Annotated in this window: 17 protein-coding genes; 13 read left to right on the top strand and 4 right to left on the bottom strand. The window is 70.3% G+C overall.

The features are described from left to right. Positions 1–13: 13 nt before the first annotated feature. Positions 14–982: a thioredoxin-disulfide reductase gene (gene trxB, locus AC07UH_RS08680; RefSeq protein ID WP_495180117.1), complete on the top strand. Its 969-nt coding sequence runs from the start codon at positions 14–16 to the stop codon at positions 980–982. A 305-nt stretch (positions 983–1,287) separates the two neighbouring features. Here the strand turns inward: trxB and AC07UH_RS08675 are convergent, their stop codons facing one another. The 3 genes from AC07UH_RS08675 to AC07UH_RS08665 are packed head-to-tail and all read right to left on the bottom strand — an operon-like array spanning position 1,288 to position 2,992. Next, positions 1,288–2,058: a hydrolase 1, exosortase A system-associated gene (locus AC07UH_RS08675; protein ID WP_495180482.1), complete on the bottom strand. Its 771-nt coding sequence runs from the start codon at positions 2,056–2,058 to the stop codon at positions 1,288–1,290. Beyond that, positions 2,046–2,708 (bottom strand): hypothetical protein, encoded by a 663-nt coding sequence (locus AC07UH_RS08670; protein ID WP_495180118.1) that lies wholly within the window; start codon positions 2,706–2,708, stop codon positions 2,046–2,048. The genes AC07UH_RS08675 and AC07UH_RS08670 overlap by 13 nt, the downstream gene beginning before the upstream one ends. Before the next feature lie 11 nt (positions 2,709–2,719). Next, a complete protein-coding gene (locus AC07UH_RS08665; RefSeq protein ID WP_179508861.1) occupies positions 2,720–2,992 on the bottom strand; it encodes an acyl carrier protein in 273 nt (90 codons plus the stop codon). An 82-nt stretch (positions 2,993–3,074) separates the two neighbouring features. On the opposite strand from AC07UH_RS08665, the gene AC07UH_RS08660 reads away from it, so the two are divergent. Both AC07UH_RS08660 and AC07UH_RS08655 read left to right on the top strand, forming a co-directional pair. Continuing rightward, complete coding sequence (locus tag AC07UH_RS08660; RefSeq protein ID WP_495180119.1) at positions 3,075–4,565, top strand: AMP-binding protein; 1,491 nt, start codon at positions 3,075–3,077, stop codon at positions 4,563–4,565. Beyond that, the gene (locus tag AC07UH_RS08655; protein WP_495180120.1) at positions 4,562–5,776 is read left to right on the top strand and encodes a pyridoxal-dependent decarboxylase, exosortase A system-associated; all 1,215 of its coding nucleotides are present in this window, start codon (positions 4,562–4,564) and stop codon (positions 5,774–5,776) included. Before AC07UH_RS08660 ends, AC07UH_RS08655 begins: the two co-directional genes overlap by 4 nt. Before the next feature lie 13 nt (positions 5,777–5,789). Here AC07UH_RS08655 and AC07UH_RS08650 read toward each other — a convergent pair whose 3' ends face one another. Next, positions 5,790–6,224 carry a DUF4879 domain-containing protein gene (locus tag AC07UH_RS08650; protein WP_495180121.1) on the bottom strand — a complete coding sequence of 145 codons (435 nt, stop codon included), beginning with the start codon at positions 6,222–6,224 and terminating at the stop codon, positions 5,790–5,792. 165 nt (positions 6,225–6,389) lie between these two features. On the opposite strand from AC07UH_RS08650, the gene AC07UH_RS08645 reads away from it, so the two are divergent. Genes AC07UH_RS08645 through AC07UH_RS08600 form a run of 10 tightly spaced genes read left to right on the top strand, consistent with a single transcriptional unit; the run spans position 6,390 to position 18,970 of the window. Further along, the gene (locus tag AC07UH_RS08645; protein WP_038659714.1) at positions 6,390–7,034 is read left to right on the top strand and encodes an XrtA/PEP-CTERM system exopolysaccharide export protein; all 645 of its coding nucleotides are present in this window, start codon (positions 6,390–6,392) and stop codon (positions 7,032–7,034) included. A 46-nt stretch (positions 7,035–7,080) separates the two neighbouring features. Further along, the gene (locus tag AC07UH_RS08640; protein ID WP_495180122.1) at positions 7,081–8,592 is read left to right on the top strand and encodes an XrtA system polysaccharide chain length determinant; all 1,512 of its coding nucleotides are present in this window, start codon (positions 7,081–7,083) and stop codon (positions 8,590–8,592) included. Between the two features lie 23 nt (positions 8,593–8,615). Continuing rightward, positions 8,616–9,638, top strand: a complete 1,023-nt coding sequence (locus AC07UH_RS08635) for an AAA family ATPase (RefSeq protein WP_495180483.1) — start codon at positions 8,616–8,618, stop codon at positions 9,636–9,638. Positions 9,639–9,643: 5 nt separating this feature from the next. Then, positions 9,644–11,239, top strand: coding sequence for a hypothetical protein (locus tag AC07UH_RS08630; RefSeq protein WP_495180484.1), 1,596 nt, complete (start codon positions 9,644–9,646; stop codon positions 11,237–11,239). Between the two features lie 12 nt (positions 11,240–11,251). After that, positions 11,252–12,433: an ExeA family protein gene (locus AC07UH_RS08625; RefSeq protein WP_495180123.1), complete on the top strand. Its 1,182-nt coding sequence runs from the start codon at positions 11,252–11,254 to the stop codon at positions 12,431–12,433. Continuing rightward, positions 12,423–13,277 carry an XrtA system polysaccharide deacetylase gene (locus AC07UH_RS08620; protein WP_495180124.1) on the top strand — a complete coding sequence of 285 codons (855 nt, stop codon included), beginning with the start codon at positions 12,423–12,425 and terminating at the stop codon, positions 13,275–13,277. Before AC07UH_RS08625 ends, AC07UH_RS08620 begins: the two co-directional genes overlap by 11 nt. Then, on the top strand, positions 13,274–14,299 hold the full coding sequence (locus AC07UH_RS08615) for a FemAB family XrtA/PEP-CTERM system-associated protein (protein WP_495180125.1): 1,026 nt from the start codon (positions 13,274–13,276) through the stop codon (positions 14,297–14,299). The genes AC07UH_RS08620 and AC07UH_RS08615 overlap by 4 nt, the downstream gene beginning before the upstream one ends. Next, the gene (locus AC07UH_RS08610; protein ID WP_495180126.1) at positions 14,299–15,597 is read left to right on the top strand and encodes a glycosyltransferase; all 1,299 of its coding nucleotides are present in this window, start codon (positions 14,299–14,301) and stop codon (positions 15,595–15,597) included. The genes AC07UH_RS08615 and AC07UH_RS08610 overlap by 1 nt, the downstream gene beginning before the upstream one ends. Beyond that, on the top strand, positions 15,594–17,084 hold the full coding sequence (gene xrtA, locus AC07UH_RS08605) for an exosortase A (RefSeq protein WP_495180127.1): 1,491 nt from the start codon (positions 15,594–15,596) through the stop codon (positions 17,082–17,084). The genes AC07UH_RS08610 and xrtA overlap by 4 nt, the downstream gene beginning before the upstream one ends. Continuing rightward, a complete protein-coding gene (locus AC07UH_RS08600; protein ID WP_495180128.1) occupies positions 17,084–18,970 on the top strand; it encodes an XrtA/PEP-CTERM system amidotransferase in 1,887 nt (628 codons plus the stop codon). The genes xrtA and AC07UH_RS08600 overlap by 1 nt, the downstream gene beginning before the upstream one ends. Positions 18,971–19,102 lie beyond the last annotated feature (132 nt).

Here is a 19,102-nt window from a genome sequence, read left to right as displayed (position 1 = left end):
AGGCGTTGTTTCCATGACCACTCATTCCACGCGTATGCTGATCCTCGGCTCCGGCCCGGCGGGGCTGTCGGCGGCGATCTACGGCGCGCGGGCCGGGATGGCGCCGATCGTGGTGCAGGGCATCCAGCCCGGCGGGCAGCTCACCACCACCACCGACGTGGAGAATTATCCCGGTTTCGCCGACGTCATCCAGGGGCCGTGGCTGATGGAGCAAATGCAGAAGCAGGCCGAACATGTCGGCACCCGGCTGATGTGGGACACGATCACGCAAGTCGACCTGTCGCAGCGGCCGTTCCGGCTGATCGGCGACGGCGGCGACGTCTATGAGGGCGAGGTGCTGGTGATCGCCACCGGCGCTCAGGCCAAGTGGCTCGGGCTCGAGTCCGAGGAGGCGATGAAGGGCAAGGGCGTGTCCGCCTGCGCGACCTGCGATGGCTTCTTCTATCGCGGCAAGAAGGTGGCGGTGATCGGCGGCGGCAATACCGCGGTCGAGGAGGCGCTGTACCTGACCAACCACAGCGACGACGTGACGCTGATCCATCGCCGCGACTCCTTGCGCGCGGAGCGGATTTTGCAGGAGCGGCTCCACGCGCATCCCAACGTCACGGTTCTGTGGAACAAGGAAGTGCGCGAGTTCGTCGACGGCGGCGGCAATGCCGGGCTGGTGGCGCTGACGCTGGAGGATACGGTGACCGGCGAACAGTCGCGGCTCGACGTCGAGGGCGGGTTCGTGGCGATCGGCCATCATCCGGCGACCGAGCTGTTCCGCGGGCATCTCGCGCTCGACGACGACGGCTATATCGCGGTGGAGACGGGCTCGACGCGGACCAGCGTGCCGGGCGTATTCGCCTGCGGCGACGTGGCGGACAAGGTCTATCGGCAGGCGGTGACCGCGGCGGGGACCGGGTGCATGGCGGCGCTGGACGCCGAGCGGTTCCTCGCGACGGCGGAGTTCGAGGAAATGGCCGAGGCAGCGGAATAGGATTTTCGCGCGAAGACGCGAAGATGGTTCGTGTGGGGTGGCCGCCTGCGCGGATATAGTCGGAGGCGGCCGGCCTACCTTTTCATCATTCCGACGAAAGTCGGAACCCATGGACACGCAGTCGCTTGGGGTCGCGCACGCCATCTGGATCATCGTTACCATGGGCCCCGGCTTTCGCCGGGGTGACGATTGGGGGGCGGAGAGCGGAGCGACGTGACGGCGCGCAGAGCATTCCTGAACGCAACATCTCTGCGTCTTCGCGTCTCTGCGCAAATCATCTTCGCGCCTTCGCGTCTTCGCGTGAACTAAACTTCGGCACCCGCCAGCGCCGCCAGCACGGCGTCGCGGAGCTGGCGCTGATCCTCCTCGCGGGCGAAGCTGTGCGAGGCGGTCTCGATCGATTGCGCGGGAAGGTGGCGGGCGGCGGCGCGATAGGCTTGTGCGGTGGCGTCGCCGGTGGCGAGGATGACCGTCGCCGCGTCGCCCCATTCCTCGATGGCGGTGACCATCTGCGTTGCCAGCGGTTGCGGCGCGGTGCGAGAAGCCTTCCGCAAACCATTGATTGCTTTGGCAAAATTTATCTTGCCGCTGAGCAATCTGGCCCATCCCGCGCGACTGGTCAGGCGCTGGCGATAGGTCGCGCGGATCGCGGCGGCGGGGGGCAGGTCGTCCGTGTCCTCGAGCGTCCACGGATTGGCGAGCAGGAGGCGGTCAATGCCCGCGGCGCGGCCGTGGAGCGCGAGCGTGCTCGCCGCGTCGCAATTGCCGTAAGCGAGGATCGTCGTGAGCTGAGGCGCCTGTCTTCGGAAGGCGGTGGCGGCCGCGACGAGATCGTCGGCGCTCGAAAGGTAGCCATTGTTCTTACCGGTCGAATCGCCGATGCCGCGGCGGTCGTAGCGGAAAGCGGGATATCCCGCTGCGGCGACATGGGCGGCGAGCAACGCCATGCCGCGGTGCGCGCCGCAGCGGATCTCGTTGCCGCCGGAGACGATCAGCAGGCCGGTCCGGCCGGGGGCGGCATCGAGCGTGCCGACCAACGTCTCGCCCGCACAGGGGAAGGCGATCAGGCTGCGCATCGGGTTAGCCACGCCGCGATGTCATCGGCCAGTATCTCGACCAGCGCGAGATCGTTTCCCGGCTCGCTGCGCCGCCAGAGCGGCGCGGCGTCGATCTTGCGATCGGCCTCGGCGGGGTCGGTGATCAGGCGGACGACACGATCGGCCGGTGCCGGCTGCGCCGCGCCGAACGATGCCAGCAGCGCCTGCGGGATCGGATTGCCGGCGATCTCGATCGGGTCGGGCTGCGGCACGCTGTTCCCCGCCGCCCGCCATGTGCGGAGCAGAAGGCGGGCGAGCTCGTCGCCGGACTGCGGCGCGAAATGCCAGCGCGCAATGCGGGGCGCGGCGGTGTCGAGGAGCGCGCCGCTGCGGATACCGATTGCATAGGTGGGGCGACCCTCCGGCGGGATCGCGGCGAGCGCTTCGGCCATGTGCGGCAGCGTCGCGAGCGGTGCGAGGCTCTCGCCCTGGCCCGGCACGTCGGGCAGCACGCTGGCGATGCCGCGCGCGGCCAGGGCGCGCAGCAGCGTGACGGTGAAGGTGCGCGTGCGATTCGCTTCCTCGAACAGCGGCAGCGCGGCGACGAGCAGGGGGCCGGTATCGGGGCCGAAGCGCAGCATCGCCTCGCGGCCGCCGGCCCAGTCGTAATGATCGATGCGCGGCGCCATGCCGCGCGACGCTAGACGAGCGCCTTGTTCGCCGCAAATTCGACGAGCGCGCCGAACGTCTCGAGCATCTCGCCGTCGACCTCGTCGTCCTCGATCAGGATGCCGAGCCGGTCCTCGATCTCGGTCAGGACGCCGGCGACGGCCATCGAATCGAGTTCGGGCAGCGCGCCGAACAGCGGCGTCGTCGCGGTGAAGCCCGCGACGCGGTCCGCGGAGAGGCCGAGCACGTCGCGCAGCACGGCGCGGACGGTGGTTTCGACGGTATCATAGCCTTCAGGAAGCAAAGCGGCGCCCTTACCGGTTGCGGATCGACGCCCGTTAGAGGCTGGGGCTGCATTCGGCAACGGGGTGACGCTATGAGGGGCCATGCTGTCGCCCGATCCCACGCCGTTTCCGATCGACCATCTGCTGCGCGGCGCGCCGCACTCGCCGGCGCTGATCGAGCGCGAGCGGTCATGGACGTTCGCGGAACTGGAGGCGGCGGTGGCGAGCGCGGCGGGTTGGCTCGGCGGGCTCGGGCTGGCGGCGGGGGAGCGGGTGGCGACGTGGCTGCCCAAGACGGCGCTCGCCTGCGTCATGCCGCTGGCGGCGGCGCGGGCGGGGCTGGTGCACGTGCCGGTCAATCCGGCGCTGCGGCGCGCGCAGGTCGCGCATATCCTTGCCGACAGCGGCGCGGCGCTGCTGGTGACGCAGGCGGCGCGGGCGGCGACGCTGGAGGCGGGCGACGTGCCGGCGGGATGCCGGGTGGTCGAGGATGTGCCGCTGGATCGCGACGGGCCAGGCCGGTCGGCCGCGGGCCCGCAGGCGTTAGCGGCGATCCTCTATACCTCGGGGTCGACCGGGCGGCCGAAGGGGGTGATGCTCAGTCATGCCAATCTGTGGCTCGGCGCGGTGTCGGTCGCGCATTATCTGCGCCTCGCGCCGGACGATCGGGTGCTCGGCGTGCTGCCGCTGTCGTTCGATTACGGGCAGAACCAGCTTTTTTCGAGCTGGTATGCGGGGGCGGCGGTGGCGCCGCTCGACTATCTGACCGCGCGCGACGTGGTGAAGGCGGTCGAGCGGGTCGGGGCGACGACGCTGGCCGGGGTGCCGCCGCTCTGGGTGCAATTGCTCGATGTAGACTGGCCGGCGGCGACCGCGGCGCGGTTGCGCCGGCTGACCAACTCGGGCGGTGCGCTGACCGAGCGATTGGTGCGGGGGCTGCGGTCGCGATTCCCGCGGGCGGAGCTGGTGGCGATGTACGGGCTGACCGAGGCGTTCCGCTCGACCTGGCTCGATCCGGCGCTGATCGATGCGCATCCCGATGCGATGGGGCGGGCGATCCCGTTCGCCGAGGTGATGGCGGTGGGCGCGGATGGCGCGCGCGCAATCGGCGAGCCGGGTGAGCTGGTCCATGCCGGGCCGCTGGTCGCGCAGGGCTATTGGCGCGATCCCGAGCGGAGCGCGCAGCGGTTCCGGCCGGCGCCGGACTGGTCGGCGAGCGGCGGGCTGGCGGTCTGGTCGGGCGATACCGTGATCGAGGGGGCGGACGGGCTGTTCCGCTTCGTCGGGCGTGACGACGAGATGATCAAGAGCGCGGGCAATCGCATCAGCCCGCTCGAGATCGAGGAGGCGGTGCTCGCCGGCGGCGAGGCGCGCGAGGCGGTGGCGATCGGCGTGCCGGACGCGCGGCTGGGGCAGGGGATCGTCGTGATGCTCGCCGGCGATGCCGCGCAGGAGGAGGCGTTGCGGACGCGGTTGCGCGCGTTGCTGCCGAGCTTCATGCAGCCGGCGCGTTACGTGTGGCGGGACGAATTGCCGCGCAACGCCAATGGCAAACTGGATCGCGCCGCGATCCGCAGCGAGGTGACGGCATGAAGCCGATGGGACCCCTGCCGGCGGAATTCGCCGCGCAATCCGGCATGCTGACGATCGCCGGGACGTCGGCTGCCGACTGGGCGGTGGAGACGCCGGCGTTCGTCTATGACGTCGGGATCGTGACGGCGCGGGTGGAGCGGTTCCGCGCGGCGTTTCCCGGAATCGACCTGCATTATGCGATCAAGGCCAATCCGTTGCCGGCGCTGCTCGACCGCGTGGCGCCGCTGGTCGACGGGCTCGACGTCGCCTCGGGGGGCGAGCTGGAGATGGCGCTGGCGGTCAAGCCGGCGGCGGCGATCAGTTTCGCCGGGCCGGGCAAGCGCGATGCCGAGCTGATCGGCGCGATCCGCAGCGGCGCGACGCTCAATGTCGAATCCGAGGGCGAGGCGGAACGCGCGCTGCGGCTCGGTGACGAGCTGGGCGTGACGCCGCGGCTCGCGGTGCGGGTCAATCCGGATATCGAGCTGCGCGGATCGGGGATGAAGATGGGCGGGCGGCCGTCGCCGTTCGGCGTCGATGCGGCGCGCGCCGCGGCGCTGGTGCGGCGGATCGTCGCCGCCGGCGCGGACTGGCGCGGCTTCCATATCTACGCGGGCAGCCAGGCGCTCGACGCGGGCGCGATCATCGAGACGCAGGCAGCGACGCTGGCGCTCGCTGCGCGGCTGGGCGAGGAGGCGGGGGCGGCGCCGCCTCTGGTCAATCTCGGCGGCGGGTTCGGCGTCCCCTATTTCGCGGGCGACGTGCCGCTCGACGTCGAGCGGGTCGGGGCGGCTTTGGCAGAAGTGCTCGACCGGCGCGCCGAGGTGCTGCGCAGCGCGCGGTTCGCGATCGAACTGGGGCGGTGGCTTGTCGCCGAGGCGGGCGTCTATCTGACGCGGATCATCGATCGCAAGGAGAGCCAGAGCGAAACCTTCCTCGTCACCGACGGCGGGCTCAACCATCAGCTCGCGGCGAGCGGCAATTTCGGAACGGTGGTGCGGCGCAATTATCCGCTGGCGCTGGCGTCGGAGATCGGCGGCGCGGCGGCGGAAAAGGTTTCGGTGGTCGGGCCGCTCTGCACGCCGCTCGACCGGCTTGGGGATCGTGTCGGCCTGCCGCATGCCGAACCGGGGGACGTGATCGCGGTGTTCCTCGCCGGCGCTTATGGCGCGTCGGCGAGCCCGGCGGGGTTCCTCGGCCATCCGCCGGCGGTGGAGATCGTCGCGGGCTGACCGGCCGCGGCGGCTATCGCAGCACGATCTCCGCGCCCAGCGTCCGGGCGGGAAGCGCGGCGGACGTGTCCTGTACCCCGATCCGTGTACCGGACGGCAGCGGACCCAGATGATAGGTGATCTCGATGCCGGTGGCGGGGTCGCCGGGGTGGCAGGCGCCGGCGGTCACCGCGGCGCCGCAGAGCGGGCGCTGGGTCGCTTCCGCCGCCGCGACCTCGCCGTCGATGCGGAGCAGGCGGGCGCGGCCGATGCCCCTCTCCGTCACGACCACGCTGACCGGGCCGCTGTGGCGGCGGACGGTCTGCTGCTGGCCGGGGACGATCCGTTCCGACTGGGTGGCGGAACTGACCGCGGTGATCTGGAGATCGGTCAGCGGCTGCAGTGACTGTGCCGAAACGGGATCGGCGAAGGTGAACGATGCGGTCACCAAAAGAAGAGCACGGATCATCGGTTCATGATAACGAAGGCCGGCGGCCTTGGGGAGGGCGTCGGCATGTCGGCGAAATCGTTGACCTAGCGTTCCTAACGCTATCTTCACCTCTCCCGCCCCATGACGTGCCGCACGCGCCCCGCATCGCAATGCGGTCCTGCGTCTGGGGGTCAGGAGAAGATTATGCGTTCCGGTGTTCCCGTCCGTGTCCTGCTCGCCGTCGGTGCCGCGGCGTCGGTGCTCGGCGGCTGTGCGAGCAGCGCCAGCGGACCCGTGCTGCCGCCGGCGACCTATGTCGCGAGCAAGGAGCAGCCGGGCGAGGAATATGTCATCGGCCCGCTCGACCAGCTCAACGTCTTCGTGTGGCGCAATCCGGAATTGTCGGCGAAGGTGCAGGTGCGCCCCGACGGCCGCATCACCACACCGCTGATCAACGACATGCCCGCGGTCGGCAAGACGCCGTCGGTGCTCGCCGCCGACATGAAGCAGGCGCTGGGCCAATATGTGAAGGACCCGATCGTCTCGGTGATCGTCGAGAATTTCTCGGGCACCTACAGCCAGCAGGTGCGGGTGATCGGCGCGACCGAGAAGCCCGCGTCCATTCCGTACCGCGCCAACATGACGCTGCTCGATGCGATGATCGCGGTGGGCGGGCTGAACCAATATGCCGCGGGCAACAAGGCGAAGCTGGTGCGCCACGATCGCAAGACCGGGGAGCAGCAGGAATATAAGCTGCAGATCGCCGATCTGCTCAAGAAGGGCGATTCGAGCGCCAACGTCAGCCTGCAACCGGGCGACGTCATCATCATCCCCGAATCGATGTTCTGAGCGTGGGCGTGGGTGTCCTGAACCGGTCCGGCGGGATCGGCGCGCGATGAACGGCCTCTACGACGAGGTGCGGCTGGCGCTGCATGCGATCTGGACGCGGCGCTGGCTCGCGCTGGCGGTGGCGTGGGGGGTGTGCGTCGCCGGCTGGTTCGTGGTCAGCCAGATGCCGAGCCGCTACGAATCGCGCGCGCGCGTCTTCGTGCAGATGCAGTCGATCCTGCCCGCGTCGATGGACGCGCCGGCGCAGACCCAGCAGAAGGACGTCGACACGATCCGCCAGACGCTGATCAGCGCGGTCAACCTCGAGAAGGTGGTGCGCGGCACCGATCTGGCGCAGACGGTGTCGAGCGATCGGGACGTCGCCGATCGCGTCGCCGGCCTCGCCAGCGCGATCAAGGTCGAGAGCCAGCAGGACAATCTGTTCCAGATCACGACGACCGCCTCCAGCCCCAAGCTGGCGCGGGCGATCACGCAGAAATTGATCGACATCTTCGTCGAGCAGAACCTCGGCCGCGATCGCAGCCAGACGACGCAGAGCCTCGATTTCCTCAACAAGCAGCTCGACCAGTTGCAGAAGCAGCTCGCCGACGCGGACGCCAAGCGCGCCGACTTCCAGACGCGCTACCTCGGCTCCCTGCCGGGCACCGGATCGGTCGGCGACCGCATCGGTGCGTCGCGCAGCCAGATGGCGCAGGTCGACGGCGATCTCGCCGCGGCGCAGTCGAGCCTCGCGGCGGTGCAGGGGCAGATGGCGGGGACGCCGGCGTCGATCCCGGGTGCGGGCGGCGTCGCCGCCGGGCCGGCGCGGGCGGCGCTCAACGCGATCCAGGGCCAACTCGCCGATGCGCGGGCGCGTGGCTATACCGACCAGCATCCCGATGTGGTGGCGCTCAAGCGGCAGCTCGCCGCGGCGCAGGCGGCGGCGCGCGGCGAGCCGGTCGGCGCGGGTAGCGGCGGCACGCCCAACCCCTTGTACCTCTCGCTGCAGTCGATGATGGCGGACAAACAGTCGGCGGTGGCGGCGCTCAAGATGCGCAAGGCGCAGTTGCAGGGCGACCTCGACCAGCTCAACGCCAAATTGTCGGGCGATCCCGAAGTGGCGGCGGAGCAGGGCCAGATCGACCGCGACTATCAGGTGCTCAAGGATCAATACGACCAGTTGCTGACCCAGCGCCAGCAGATCGCATTGCGCGGCCAGGCGCAGACGCAGACCGACAACGTCAAATTCTCGGTGATCGACCCGCCGACGATGCCGCGCGCGCCGACCGCGCCCAACCGGATGCTGCTGCTGACCGGCGTGTTGATCGCCGGGCTCGCCGCCGGGATCGGTGCGGCGTTCGCGCTCGGCCAGTTGCGCGCGACCTTTGCGACCGGGCCGCGGCTGGAGAAGGCGACCGGCATGCCGGTGATCGGCTCGATCGGCGAGGTGGTGACGCGGATGCAGGCGGACCAACGGACCAAACGGCTCAAGCTGTTCCTCGGCGGCACCGCTGGACTGGTCGCGGCCTATGTGCTGCTGCTCGGCGTCGAAGTGCTGCAACGGGGGATGGCGGCATGAACGGCTTGCGACGGGACGACGAGATGACGCCGACGCCGGATCGTGCCGAATCGCTGCTCGAGCGCGCCGCGCGCGTCTATGATTTCGGCACGCACCTGCGTCGCCGGGCGCCGGCGCTCGACCTGCCGGTGCTGGAGGCGGTCGCCGCACCGCCGCCGCCACCGCCGCCGGTCGATGCGTGGACCGCCGCCGATCCCGGCGCGGACCCGACCTTCCTCGCGATTCCGGCGGAATTGCGCGCGCCGGTCGGCCACGAGCTGCCCGACGCCTTCTACGAAACGCCCGAGCTGACCGATATCGCCGGGATTGACCGCGGCATGCTCGCCGAGGCGGGGATGATCGTCCCGGGCGCGCCGGTCGGCCCGCTCGCCGAGGAATTCCGGCTCATCAAGCGGCAGTTGCTCATCACCCGCGAACGCGTCGCGCGGGCCGGGCGCGACGATCCCGCGGCGCGCGACCGGGCGCGTACCGCGCTCGTCTGTTCGGCGCGGCCGGGGGACGGCAAGACCTTCTGCGCGGTCAATCTGGCGCTGTCGATGGCGGCGGAGCGCGACACCGAGGTGTTGCTGGTCGATGCCGATTTCGCCAAGCCCGACGTGCTCGCCCGGCTCGGCCTCGCCGAACAGCCGGGGCTGCTCGACGCGCTCGCCGACAGCCGGATCGACGTCGAGAGCCTGGTGATCCGCACCGATGTCGGCGGGCTGGCGATCCTGCCGGCGGGGACCAAGACCGCGACCGACACCGAACTGCTCGCCTCGGCACGGACGCGCGAGGTGCTCGCGCGGCTGCTCGAAGCCAATCCGCGGCGCATCGTGATCTTCGATTCGCCGCCGGCGCTGGCGGCGTCGCCCGCGGCGGTGCTGGCGATGCTGGTCGGGCAGGTGGTGCTGGTGGTGCGGGCCGACCGCACGCCGGAGAACGAGCTACGCGAGGCGGTGCAGCGACTCGACGGCTGCGACGAGATCGCGCTGGTGCTCAACGCCGTGTCCTTCGTCCCCGGCGGCCATCGCTACGGCACCTATTACGGGCAGGAGCCCGGCAAGTGATCCGGATGCTGTCGGTAGGGGGGGCGCTGGCCGCGCTGGCGGTCGCCGGTCAGGCCGAGGCGCAGAGCCGGCGGCTGAATGCCGTGCCCTATATCGAGCTGGGTCAGGTGCTCGACGCCGATCTGAATTCCGGCGACGTGCTGACCTATTCGACGATCGCCGCGGGGATCGACGTCGCGGCGAGCAGCGCGCGGCTCACGGGACAATTGTCCTATCGCTACGAACGGCGGATCGCCTGGGACGATCGGATCGGCGACGACGACATCCATACCGGGCTCGCCCGCGTGTCGGCGCAGGTCGCGCGCGGGCTGACGCTGGAGGCGGGCGGCATCGCGACGCGCAGCCGCTCCGACATCCGCGGCGCGGCACCGGGCGTGCTGGTCGGCAATGTCGACAACATCAGCCAAGTCTATGCGATCTATGGCGGTCCAAGCTATGCGACGCAGGCCGGTCCGGTGGCGATCGCGGCAAGCTATCAGGCGGGCTATACCAAGGTCGAGAGCCCGAGCTTCACCGCGGTGCCGGCGGGACAGCCGCGGCTCGATTATTACGACGATTCGTTCGGCCAGGCTGCGGGGGTCAGCGCCAGCGTACGGCCGGGGCAGGTGCTGCCGGTCGGTCTGACCGCGAGCGGCGGCTGGGAGCGCGAGGATGCCGGGCAGCTCGACGGCCGCTACCAGAGCTGGCGGGTACGCGGCGACGCACTGCTGCCGGTCTCGCCCTATGTCGCGCTGACCGGCGGGGTCGGATACGAACTGGTCGAGACGAGCAACCGCGCGGCGCTGACCGATGCGGCGGGGGCGCCGGTGGTCGATCGCGACGGACGGTTCGTCACCGATCCAGCGGCACCGCGCCAGATCGCCTATCGTACCAACGGCGTCTATTATGATGCCGGCGTGGTGTGGCGGCCCAACCGGCGGCTGTCGGCGGAGGCGCATGTCGGCAAGCGTTACGGCTCGCTGAGCTATACCGGGCTGCTGACCTATCAGGCGTCGGAGCATGTCGGCTTCGCCGCCGACGTCTACGACAGCGTCACCACCTTCGGCCGGCAGTTGCGCACCGGGCTCGCCAATCTGCCGACCAGCTTCCTGTCGGCGCGCGACGCCTTCACTCAGCAATATAACGGCTGCATCTTCTCGACCAGCGGTTCGACGCCGGGCGGTTGCCTCAACGACGTGTTCCAGTCGATCTCGACCGCGAGCTATCGGGCACGCGGCGTCGATGCGGTGCTGTCGATCACGCGCGGGCGGTCGACCTATGGCGGTGGCGTCGGCTATGCCAACCGCAAGCTGTTCAACCGCGACGACGTACCCGGCGTGACGCTGTACGGGATCGAGGACCAGAGCGCCTATGCGCAGCTGTTCTTCAATCGCACGCTGACCGCGCTGTCGACGTTCGACGCCAACCTGTTCGTCAATTACTACGAATCGGGGATCGCCCGCAGCGCCGGGCTCTGGTCCTATGGCGGTACGGCGAGTTATGGTCACAGTTTCGGGCGGATCACCACCACGGCGAGCGCGGGCGTTTACGCGTTCGATACCGGTGACGTGGATACCGCTTGGTCGGCGCAGGCACTGCTTGCCGCGCGCTACTCGTTCTAAGGGCATCGGCTTATGTACGACGCGCATTTCGGATTATCGGGGCGGCCGTTCCAGCTGACGCCCGACGCGCGCTTCTGGTACGAGACGGCGACGCATCGCAAGGCGATGGCCTATCTCGGTTACGGCCTGGCGCAGGGCGAAGGCTTCGTCGTCGTCACCGGCGACATCGGCGCGGGCAAGACGACGCTCGTCGGCCATCTCACCGCGCAGATCGATCCCGAGGCGCTCAACGTCATCACCATCGTGTCGACCGCGATCCCCGCCGACGACCTGCTGCGCATCGTCGCGACCGGGCTGGGCGTCGATCCGCAGGGTCTCGCCAAGGCGCAATTGCTCACCGCGATCGAGCGCGGGCTGCATGCGGTGGCACGCTCCGGACGGCGGACGCTGCTGATCGTCGACGAGGCGCAGGCGCTGCCGATCGATTCGCTCGAAGAACTGCGCATGCTGTCCAACTTCCAGGCGGGCGGGCATGCGCTGCTGCAGATCCTGCTGCTCGGTCAGCCGGAGTTCCGCGAGCGGCTGCACGGCTCGGAGCGGCTGGAGCAATTGCGCCAGCGGGTGATCGCCATCCACCATCTCGACCCGATGGAAGCGCATGAGGTCGCCGATTACGTCGCGCACCGGCTGTCGGTGGTCGGCTGGCAGGGGCGGCCGGATTTCGCCGCGGATGCCTTCGCCGCGCTGTACGAGGGGTCGGGCGGCGTGCCGCGGCGGCTCAACCTGCTCGCGGGACGGGTGATGCTGCACGCTGCGGTCGAGGGGGCGGAGATCATCGACGGTGCGGTCGTCCGGCAGGTGCTCGGCGACCTCCACGGCGATCTGCCGATGCCGGCGAGCGAACCGTCGGCGGCCGCTGCGCCGCCACCGGCGCCGGTCGAGCAGGAAAGTTCGGTGAGGCGCTTCGTGCCGCGCGCCGCGCCTTCGGAGCCGGTCGCGGAGCCGGTGCCGGATCGTGCCGCCGCGGACGAGGGACTGTCTGCCGCCGCGGAGGCGCGGATCGCGGCATTGGAGGCGCGGATCAACCAGCAGGAGGGCGCGCTCCGGCGCGTGCTGACGCTGCTGGTCGACTGGGTCGAAGCCGATCGTCACGAGGCGGCGGCAGCCTCCGCGGCGATGGCCGCTGGCGCGTCCGACATCCGCGACGATCACGTCCCGATCCGTCCTCCGGCGGCGTGGGACCATGCCGCGTAGCGCGGTGCGCAACGGCCTGTCGGTCGACGTCGAGGAATGGTTTCAGGTCGGCGCGTTCGAGCGGGTCATCGACAAGAGCGACTGGACGACGATCGCCAGCCGCGTCGAGGCGAACACCGGCGCGGTGCTCGACCTGTTCGCGGAGAGCGGGGTCAAGGCGACCTTCTTCACGCTCGGCTGGGTGGCGGCGCGGCAGCCGCGGCTGATCCGGCGGATCGTCGAGGCGGGGCATGAGATCGCCAGCCACGGCTGGGATCACCAGCGCGTGTTCACGATGGATGCGGCGGCGTTCCGCGCCGATCTCGCGCGGGCGCGGACGGCGCTGGAGAATGCCGGCGGGCAGGCGGTGACGGGCTATCGCGCGCCGAGCTTCTCGATCGACACGCGCAACCTGTGGGCGTTCACTGAGCTGGCGGAGGCGGGCTATGTCTATTCGTCGAGCGTCGCACCGGTGGCGCACGACCATTATGGCTGGCGCGATGCACCGCGCTATGCGTTCCGGCCGATCAAGGACTCGCCTTTGATCGAACTGCCGGTGACGGTGGCGCGGATCGGCGGGCGGCATCTGGCGACGGGGGGCGGGTTCTTCCGGCTGCTGCCGTCGGCGCTGACCGATTTCGCGGTGCGGCAGGTCAATCGCGAAGGCCATGCCGGCATCTTCTATTTCCACCCCTGGGAGGTCGATGCCGACCAGCCGCGGGTGCGGCAGGCGCCGCTGCGATCGAAGGTGCGGCATTATTCGCGGCTGGGGGCGATGGCGGGCAAGCTGCGCGGGCTGATCGAACGGCACGATTGGGGCCGGGTCGATACGGTCGTGGCGCGCGAGGCGGCGCTGCTGTCGTGACCGCGATCGGCGTGCGCGAGGCCGATCTGCGCGATACCGGGGAGAGCGCGACGGTGGACGACTTCGTCCGTCGTAGCGCAGGCGCGACGCCGTTCCATCTCACCGCTTGGAGCCGCGCTGTCGAACGCGGCTGCGGCCAGCGCGCGCGCTATCTCGTCGCCGCGCGGGGCGGGGCGATCGTCGGCGCGCTGCCGCTGACCGCGATGCGGTCGCCGCTGTTCGGCAAGGCGCTGGTATCGACCGGCTTCGGAGTGGATGGCGGGGTGCTCGGCGAGGGCGTCGATGCGCTGGGTGAGGCGGCCTGGGCGCTGGCGCGCCGGATCGGCTGTCCGGGCGTCGAGTTGCGTGGCGGACCCGCGCCGGCGGGATGGGAGACGGACGACACCTCCTATCTCGGCTTCGTGCGCGATCTGGCGGCGGACGACGATGCCGAATTGCTCGCCGTGCCGCGCAAGCAGCGCGCCGAGGTGCGGCGGGCGCTCGGGTTCGATCTGACGGTGGAGACGGGAGGGGCGGCGCTGCTCGGCGATCACTATCGCGTCTATGCCGAATCGGTGCGCAATCTCGGCACGCCGGTGTTTCCGGCTAAACTGTTCCGCTGCGTCGCCGAGGCGATGGACGCCGACGTGCTGACCGTGCGCCATGAGGGGCGGGTGGTGGCGAGCGTGCTCAGCCTGTATTTCCAGGGCGCGGTGTTTCCCTATTGGGGCGGCGGCACCGCGGCGGCGCGGGGCCTGCGCGCCAACGACCGGATGTATTTCGCGCTGATGGGCCATGCGCGGGCGCGTGGCTGTACGCGGTTCGATTTCGGGCGATCGAAGACCGGGACGGGTGCGGCGGCGTTCAAGAAGAATTGGGGCTTCGCCGACGTGCCGCGGCTCTATGCCAAGCGCAGCGAGGGGGGGAGCCGAGAGGTCAACCCGCTCAACCCGAAATATGCGCTGATGGTACGGACGTGGCAGCGGTTGCCGTTGCCGGTCGCCAATGCGCTGGGGCCGTGGATTTCGCGCGGGCTGGGGTGATGGAGCTCCTCTTCCTCGCCCATCGCGCGCCCTTCCCGCCCGATCGGGGCGACAAGATCCGCAGCTATCACGTGTTGCGCTATCTGATGGCGCGGGCGCGGGTGCATCTGATCGCGTTCGGGGAGAGCGAGGCGGATTTCGCTGTGCCGGCCGCGCTCGACGGGCTGGCGGGCGTGACGATCGTGCGGCGGCGCAAGCCGCAGGCGGTGGCGGCGGTGGAGGCGCTGGCGCGTGGCTTGCCGGTGTCGTTGACCGCCTTCGAATCGGGAGACATGCGGCGTGCGGTTGCGGCGGTAAGGGCCGATGCGGTCTACTGCTTCTCGGGACAGATGGCGCAATATCTGCCCGCCGACGTGCCGGCGGTGATGGACTTCGTCGATATGGATTCAGCCAAATTCGCTGGCTTCGCCGAGGCGGGATCGGCGCCGATGCGGTGGATGATGCGGCGCGAGGCGCGGATGCTGGGCGCGTTCGAACGGCGGGTTGCCGCGGAGGTTTCGGCGAGCCTGTTCGTCAGCGAGGCGGAAGCGGCGTTGTTTCGCTCCGGCGGCGCGGCCGGGCGGATCGTGGCGGTGGAGAACGGGATCGACGCCGCGGCGTTCGACCCGGGCGTGGTGGCACGGAAAGCCGGCCCTACCCACGCCGTCACTCCGGACGTGTTCCAGGGTCCACCCGTCTCCGGGAGAACGGTCGCGGCTCATGCGCCGCTCTCCGCGCCGCAGAGTGGACCCCGGAACGAGTCCGGGGTGACGGGGGGATTGGGGGGCGGGTCCGCGCCTCACGGGCCGCTGATCGTCTTCACCGGGCAGATGGATTACCGGCCCAATATCGACGCCGTCATCTGGTTCGCTTGCGACGTCCTGCCGGACCTGCGGGCGCGCTATTCCGGCGTCCGCTTCGCGATCGTCGGGCGGGCGCCGACCGCGGCGGTGCAGGCGCTCGCGTCCGACGCCGTGATCGTCACCGGCGCGGTGGACGACGTGCGGCCGTGGCTCGCGGCGGCGGACGTGTGCGTCGCGCCGCTACGGCTCGCGCGCGGTATCCAGAACAAGGTGCTCGAGGCGATGGCGATGGCGCGGCCGGTCGTCGCCTCCCTCGCTGCGGCCGAGGGGATCGATCACGGCGGCACGCTGCGTGTCGCCGACGACGCTGCGACGCATGTCGCGGCGATCTCGGCGCTGCTCGATGAGCCGCGCGCAGCGGCGGCGCTTGGTGCCGCGGCACGGGCGCGGGTGGTCGTACGGTACGACTGGGCGGCGCGGCTCGCGCCGCTTGATGCTCTGCTGGGGCTGGCGTGACCGGCGCACAGTGGCGGCGGCATGGCATCGGGCTGGCGCTGGCGGCGGCGGCGATCCTGCTGCTGGTTCCCGACGATGTCGCGCGGTTGGTGTCGATCTGGTGGACGAGCACGACCTTTGGCCATTGCCTCTTCATCGGCCCGGTGATCGGCTGGCTGGTGTGGCAGCGGCGGCGCGAGCTGGCGGCGCTGACGCCGATGGCGTGGTGGCCGGGGCTGGCGCTGGTCGCGGTCGGCGGGGCAGGGTGGCTGATGGGCGACGCCGGCTCGGTCAGCTTCGCGCGGCAATTGGGGCTGGTCGTCATGCTGCAAGGCGCGGTGGTGACGCTGCTCGGGCCGCAGGTGGCGCGCGGGCTCGCCTTTCCGCTCGGCTATGCGCTGTTCCTCGTGCCGTTCGGCGAGGAGATGGAGCCGCTGCTGCAAGCCGTGACGGTGCGGATGGTGATGCCGCTGCTGCATCTGGCCGGGGTTCCGGCGAGTTCGAACGGCGTGCTGATCCATGCGGGCCGCTATTGGTTCGAGGTCGCGGAGGCATGTTCGGGCGCCAAGTTCGTCATCGCGATGCTCGCCTTCGGCGTGCTGGTCGCCGACGTCTGTTTCGTGTCGTGGCGGCGGCGGGCGTGGTTCCTGCTCGCCGCGCTGGTCGTGCCGGTGCTCGCCAACGGGCTGCGCGCGTTCGGGACGATCTATGCCGCGCATCTGACCAGCGTCGAGGCGGCGACGGGCTTCGATCATATCGTCTACGGCTGGCTGTTCTTCGGGCTGGTGATGGCGGCGGTGCTGGCGATCGGCTGGCGCTGGTTCGATCGCGCGCCCGATGCGCCGGCGTTCGATCCCGCCGCGCTGCCGCCGGTCGCCGGCGGGCGCATGGGGCTGCCGATCGGCGTGCTGCTCACCGTGGCGGTGGCGAGCGTCTGGCCGATGTGGAGCGTAGGAATCGCGCATCGCGCGACACCGCTGCCCGCGCGGATCGCGCTGCCGCAGGTGGCGGGGTGGACGCGCGCGCCGCTCAGCCGGCGGGCGCCGTGGATGCCGTATTATCCGGGTGCCGACCATATGCTGTTCGGTCGCTATGCGCGTGGCGGCGCGGCGGTCGATCTGGGAATCGCGGTCTTCGGGTCGCAGGGCGAGGGGCATAAAATTGGCGCCTTCGGCACCGGCGCGATCCGCGAAGAGGACCGGTGGGTGCGCGTCGCTGACGAAGCGCCGATCGCGGGCGGCAAGGCGATGCGGATCACCGCCGCCGGGCCGGTGGAGCGGGTCGTCGCGACATGGTACGTCGTCGGCGATAATGTAACGTCGGACGAGCGCGTGGTGAAGATCGAGACGATGAAGGCGAGATTGTTCGGCGGCACGCAGCGCGCGGTGGCGGTCCATTTGTCCGCGGAGGTGCTGCCCGGGCGCGATGCGCGCGCCGATATCGCTGCGCTGGCGGCGGCGCTCGGCCCGGTCGACGGCGTGAGCGATGCCGTCGTGGCGCCGCGCTGATGTGCGGCATCGCCGGTATCTTCCATCCCGAGACGCCCAAGCCGGTCGATCCGTCGCGGATCGGCGCGATGATCGCGGCGCAGGCGCATCGCGGGCCGGATGGCGAGGGGATCTGGACCGCACCCGGCGTCGGGCTCGGCCATCGCCGGCTGTCGATCATCGATCTCGACGGATCGCCGCAGCCGATGCAGGCAGGCGCGCTGACGATCACCTATAACGGCGAGATCTACAATTTCGCCGAACTGCGCACCGAGTTGGAGCGCAAGGGCGCGCGCTTCGTCACCGAGGGCGATACCGAGGTGCTGCTGCACGGCTGGCGGGCGTGGGGGCCGGCGCTGCTCGACCGGCTCAACGGCATGTTCGCCTTCGCGCTGCACGATGCCGACCAGGGGACGCTGTTCCTCGCGCGCGACCGGATGGGGGTGAAGCCGCTCCATTACGTCGAATTGTCCGACGGCAGCCTCGCCTTCGCCTCGGAACTGAAGGGCTTGCTCGCGCATCCCTTGCTGCGGCGGGTGCCGGACGTGACCGCGGTCGAGGATTTCCTCGCTTATGGCTATGTGCCGGACGATGCCTGCCTCGTCGCGGGCGTCCGCAAGCTGCCCGCCGGCCATTTCCTCCACGTCCAGCGCTGGCAGGGCGTGCCGCGGCCGCGGCGCTGGTGGTCGCTGAGCTTCGCCGATCGCGCGGGCGGATCGGCCAAGGCGCTCGGCGAGGAATTGCTGGCGCGGATGCGCGACGGGGTGCGCAGCCGGATGGTCGCCGACGTGCCGCTCGGCGCCTTCCTGTCGGGCGGGGTCGACAGTTCGGCGGTGGTCGCGCTGATGGCGGAGGCGAGCAAGGCGGCGGTCAAGACCTGCACGATCGGCTTCGACGAGGCGGGACACGACGAGCGTGCGCATGCCGCGCTGGTGGCGCAGCGTTTCGCCACCGATCATCACGCGCAGGTGGTCCGGCCCGACGATTTCGCGCTGATCGACACGCTGGTCCACCATTTCGACGAACCCTTCGCCGACGGCAGCGCGCTGGCGACCTATCAGGTCGCGGCGCTGGCGCGGAAGAGCGTGACGGTGGCGCTGTCGGGCGACGGCGCCGACGAGATGCTGGCGGGCTATCGCCGCTACAGATTCCAGGCGGCGGAGGAACGGGTGCGCGGGATGCTGCCCGATCGGTGGCGGCGCGCGGCGTTCGGCACGCTCGGGCGCTATTACCCCAAAGCCGACTGGGCACCGCGACCGTTGCGCGCCAAGGCGACGCTGCTTGCGCTCGGGACGGACGGCGACGAAGCCTATGCGCGCGCCGTGGGCGTGACCTCGCCCGAGCTGCGCGCGCAATTGCTGAGCACGGAGGCGCGGCGGGTGCTCGGCGGACATCGCGCCGAGGATCGCTACGTCGCGGCGATGCGGGCGGCGCCGGCGCGCGATGCGCTCGACCGCGCGCAATATGCCGACATGATGATCTGGCTGCCCGGCGACATCCTCACCAAGGTCGATCGCACCAGCATGGCGGTGGGACTTGAGGCGCGCGAGCCGTTGCTCGACCACCGGCTGGTCGAATTCTGCGCGACGCTGCCGGCCGGCATGCGGCTGCACGGCGGCGAGGGCAAATGGCTGATGAAGCGCAGCCTCGAACGCTATCTCCCCAAGGAGATCCTCTATCGGCCGAAAATGGGGTTCGTGACGCCGATCAGCGCATGGTTCCGCGGCGCGCTGGCGTCGGAAGCGGACGGGCTGGCGCGGTCGCGGACGCTGGTAGAGAGCGGCTGGCTCGACATGGCGCAGGTCGCGAAACTCGCCGATGCGCACCGCAGCGGCCGCGCCGATCACGGCCGCACCCTTTGGCAATTGCTGATGCTGGAGCGCAGCGCAAAACGGTTGTTCGGCTAGCTGCATTCCAAATCCGCCCCGTCACCCCGGACTTGTTCCGGGGTCCACTCTGCGGCGAGGAGACAGGCTTGATCCGACACCATTCTCTTGCGGCCCGGTGGACCCCGGAACGAGTCCGGGGTGACGAATCTG

Source organism: Sphingomonas sp. GW821-FHT04B01, assembly GCF_059420425.1.
Note: the sequence above shows the minus strand (reverse complement) of the source record. Positions and strands in the feature narration are given on the sequence as shown.

Excerpts from the sequence above, each read along its gene's own strand:
- trxB (WP_495180117.1), top strand. The coding sequence starts at position 14 with ATGACCACTCATTCCACGCGTATGCTGATCCTCGGCTCCGGCCCGGCG.
- AC07UH_RS08675 (WP_495180482.1), bottom strand. The coding sequence starts at position 2,058 with ATGCGCAGCCTGATCGCCTTCCCCTGTGCGGGCGAGACGTTGGTCGGC.
- AC07UH_RS08670 (WP_495180118.1), bottom strand. The coding sequence starts at position 2,708 with ATGGCGCCGCGCATCGATCATTACGACTGGGCCGGCGGCCGCGAGGCG.
- AC07UH_RS08660 (WP_495180119.1), top strand. The coding sequence starts at position 3,075 with ATGCTGTCGCCCGATCCCACGCCGTTTCCGATCGACCATCTGCTGCGC.
- AC07UH_RS08655 (WP_495180120.1), top strand. The coding sequence starts at position 4,562 with ATGAAGCCGATGGGACCCCTGCCGGCGGAATTCGCCGCGCAATCCGGC.
- AC07UH_RS08650 (WP_495180121.1), bottom strand. The coding sequence starts at position 6,224 with ATGATCCGTGCTCTTCTTTTGGTGACCGCATCGTTCACCTTCGCCGAT.
- AC07UH_RS08645 (WP_038659714.1), top strand. The coding sequence starts at position 6,390 with ATGCGTTCCGGTGTTCCCGTCCGTGTCCTGCTCGCCGTCGGTGCCGCG.
- AC07UH_RS08640 (WP_495180122.1), top strand. The coding sequence starts at position 7,081 with ATGAACGGCCTCTACGACGAGGTGCGGCTGGCGCTGCATGCGATCTGG.
- AC07UH_RS08635 (WP_495180483.1), top strand. The coding sequence starts at position 8,616 with ATGACGCCGACGCCGGATCGTGCCGAATCGCTGCTCGAGCGCGCCGCG.
- AC07UH_RS08630 (WP_495180484.1), top strand. The coding sequence starts at position 9,644 with ATGCTGTCGGTAGGGGGGGCGCTGGCCGCGCTGGCGGTCGCCGGTCAG.
- AC07UH_RS08625 (WP_495180123.1), top strand. The coding sequence starts at position 11,252 with ATGTACGACGCGCATTTCGGATTATCGGGGCGGCCGTTCCAGCTGACG.
- AC07UH_RS08620 (WP_495180124.1), top strand. The coding sequence starts at position 12,423 with ATGCCGCGTAGCGCGGTGCGCAACGGCCTGTCGGTCGACGTCGAGGAA.
- AC07UH_RS08610 (WP_495180126.1), top strand. The coding sequence starts at position 14,299 with ATGGAGCTCCTCTTCCTCGCCCATCGCGCGCCCTTCCCGCCCGATCGG.
- AC07UH_RS08600 (WP_495180128.1), top strand. The coding sequence starts at position 17,084 with ATGTGCGGCATCGCCGGTATCTTCCATCCCGAGACGCCCAAGCCGGTC.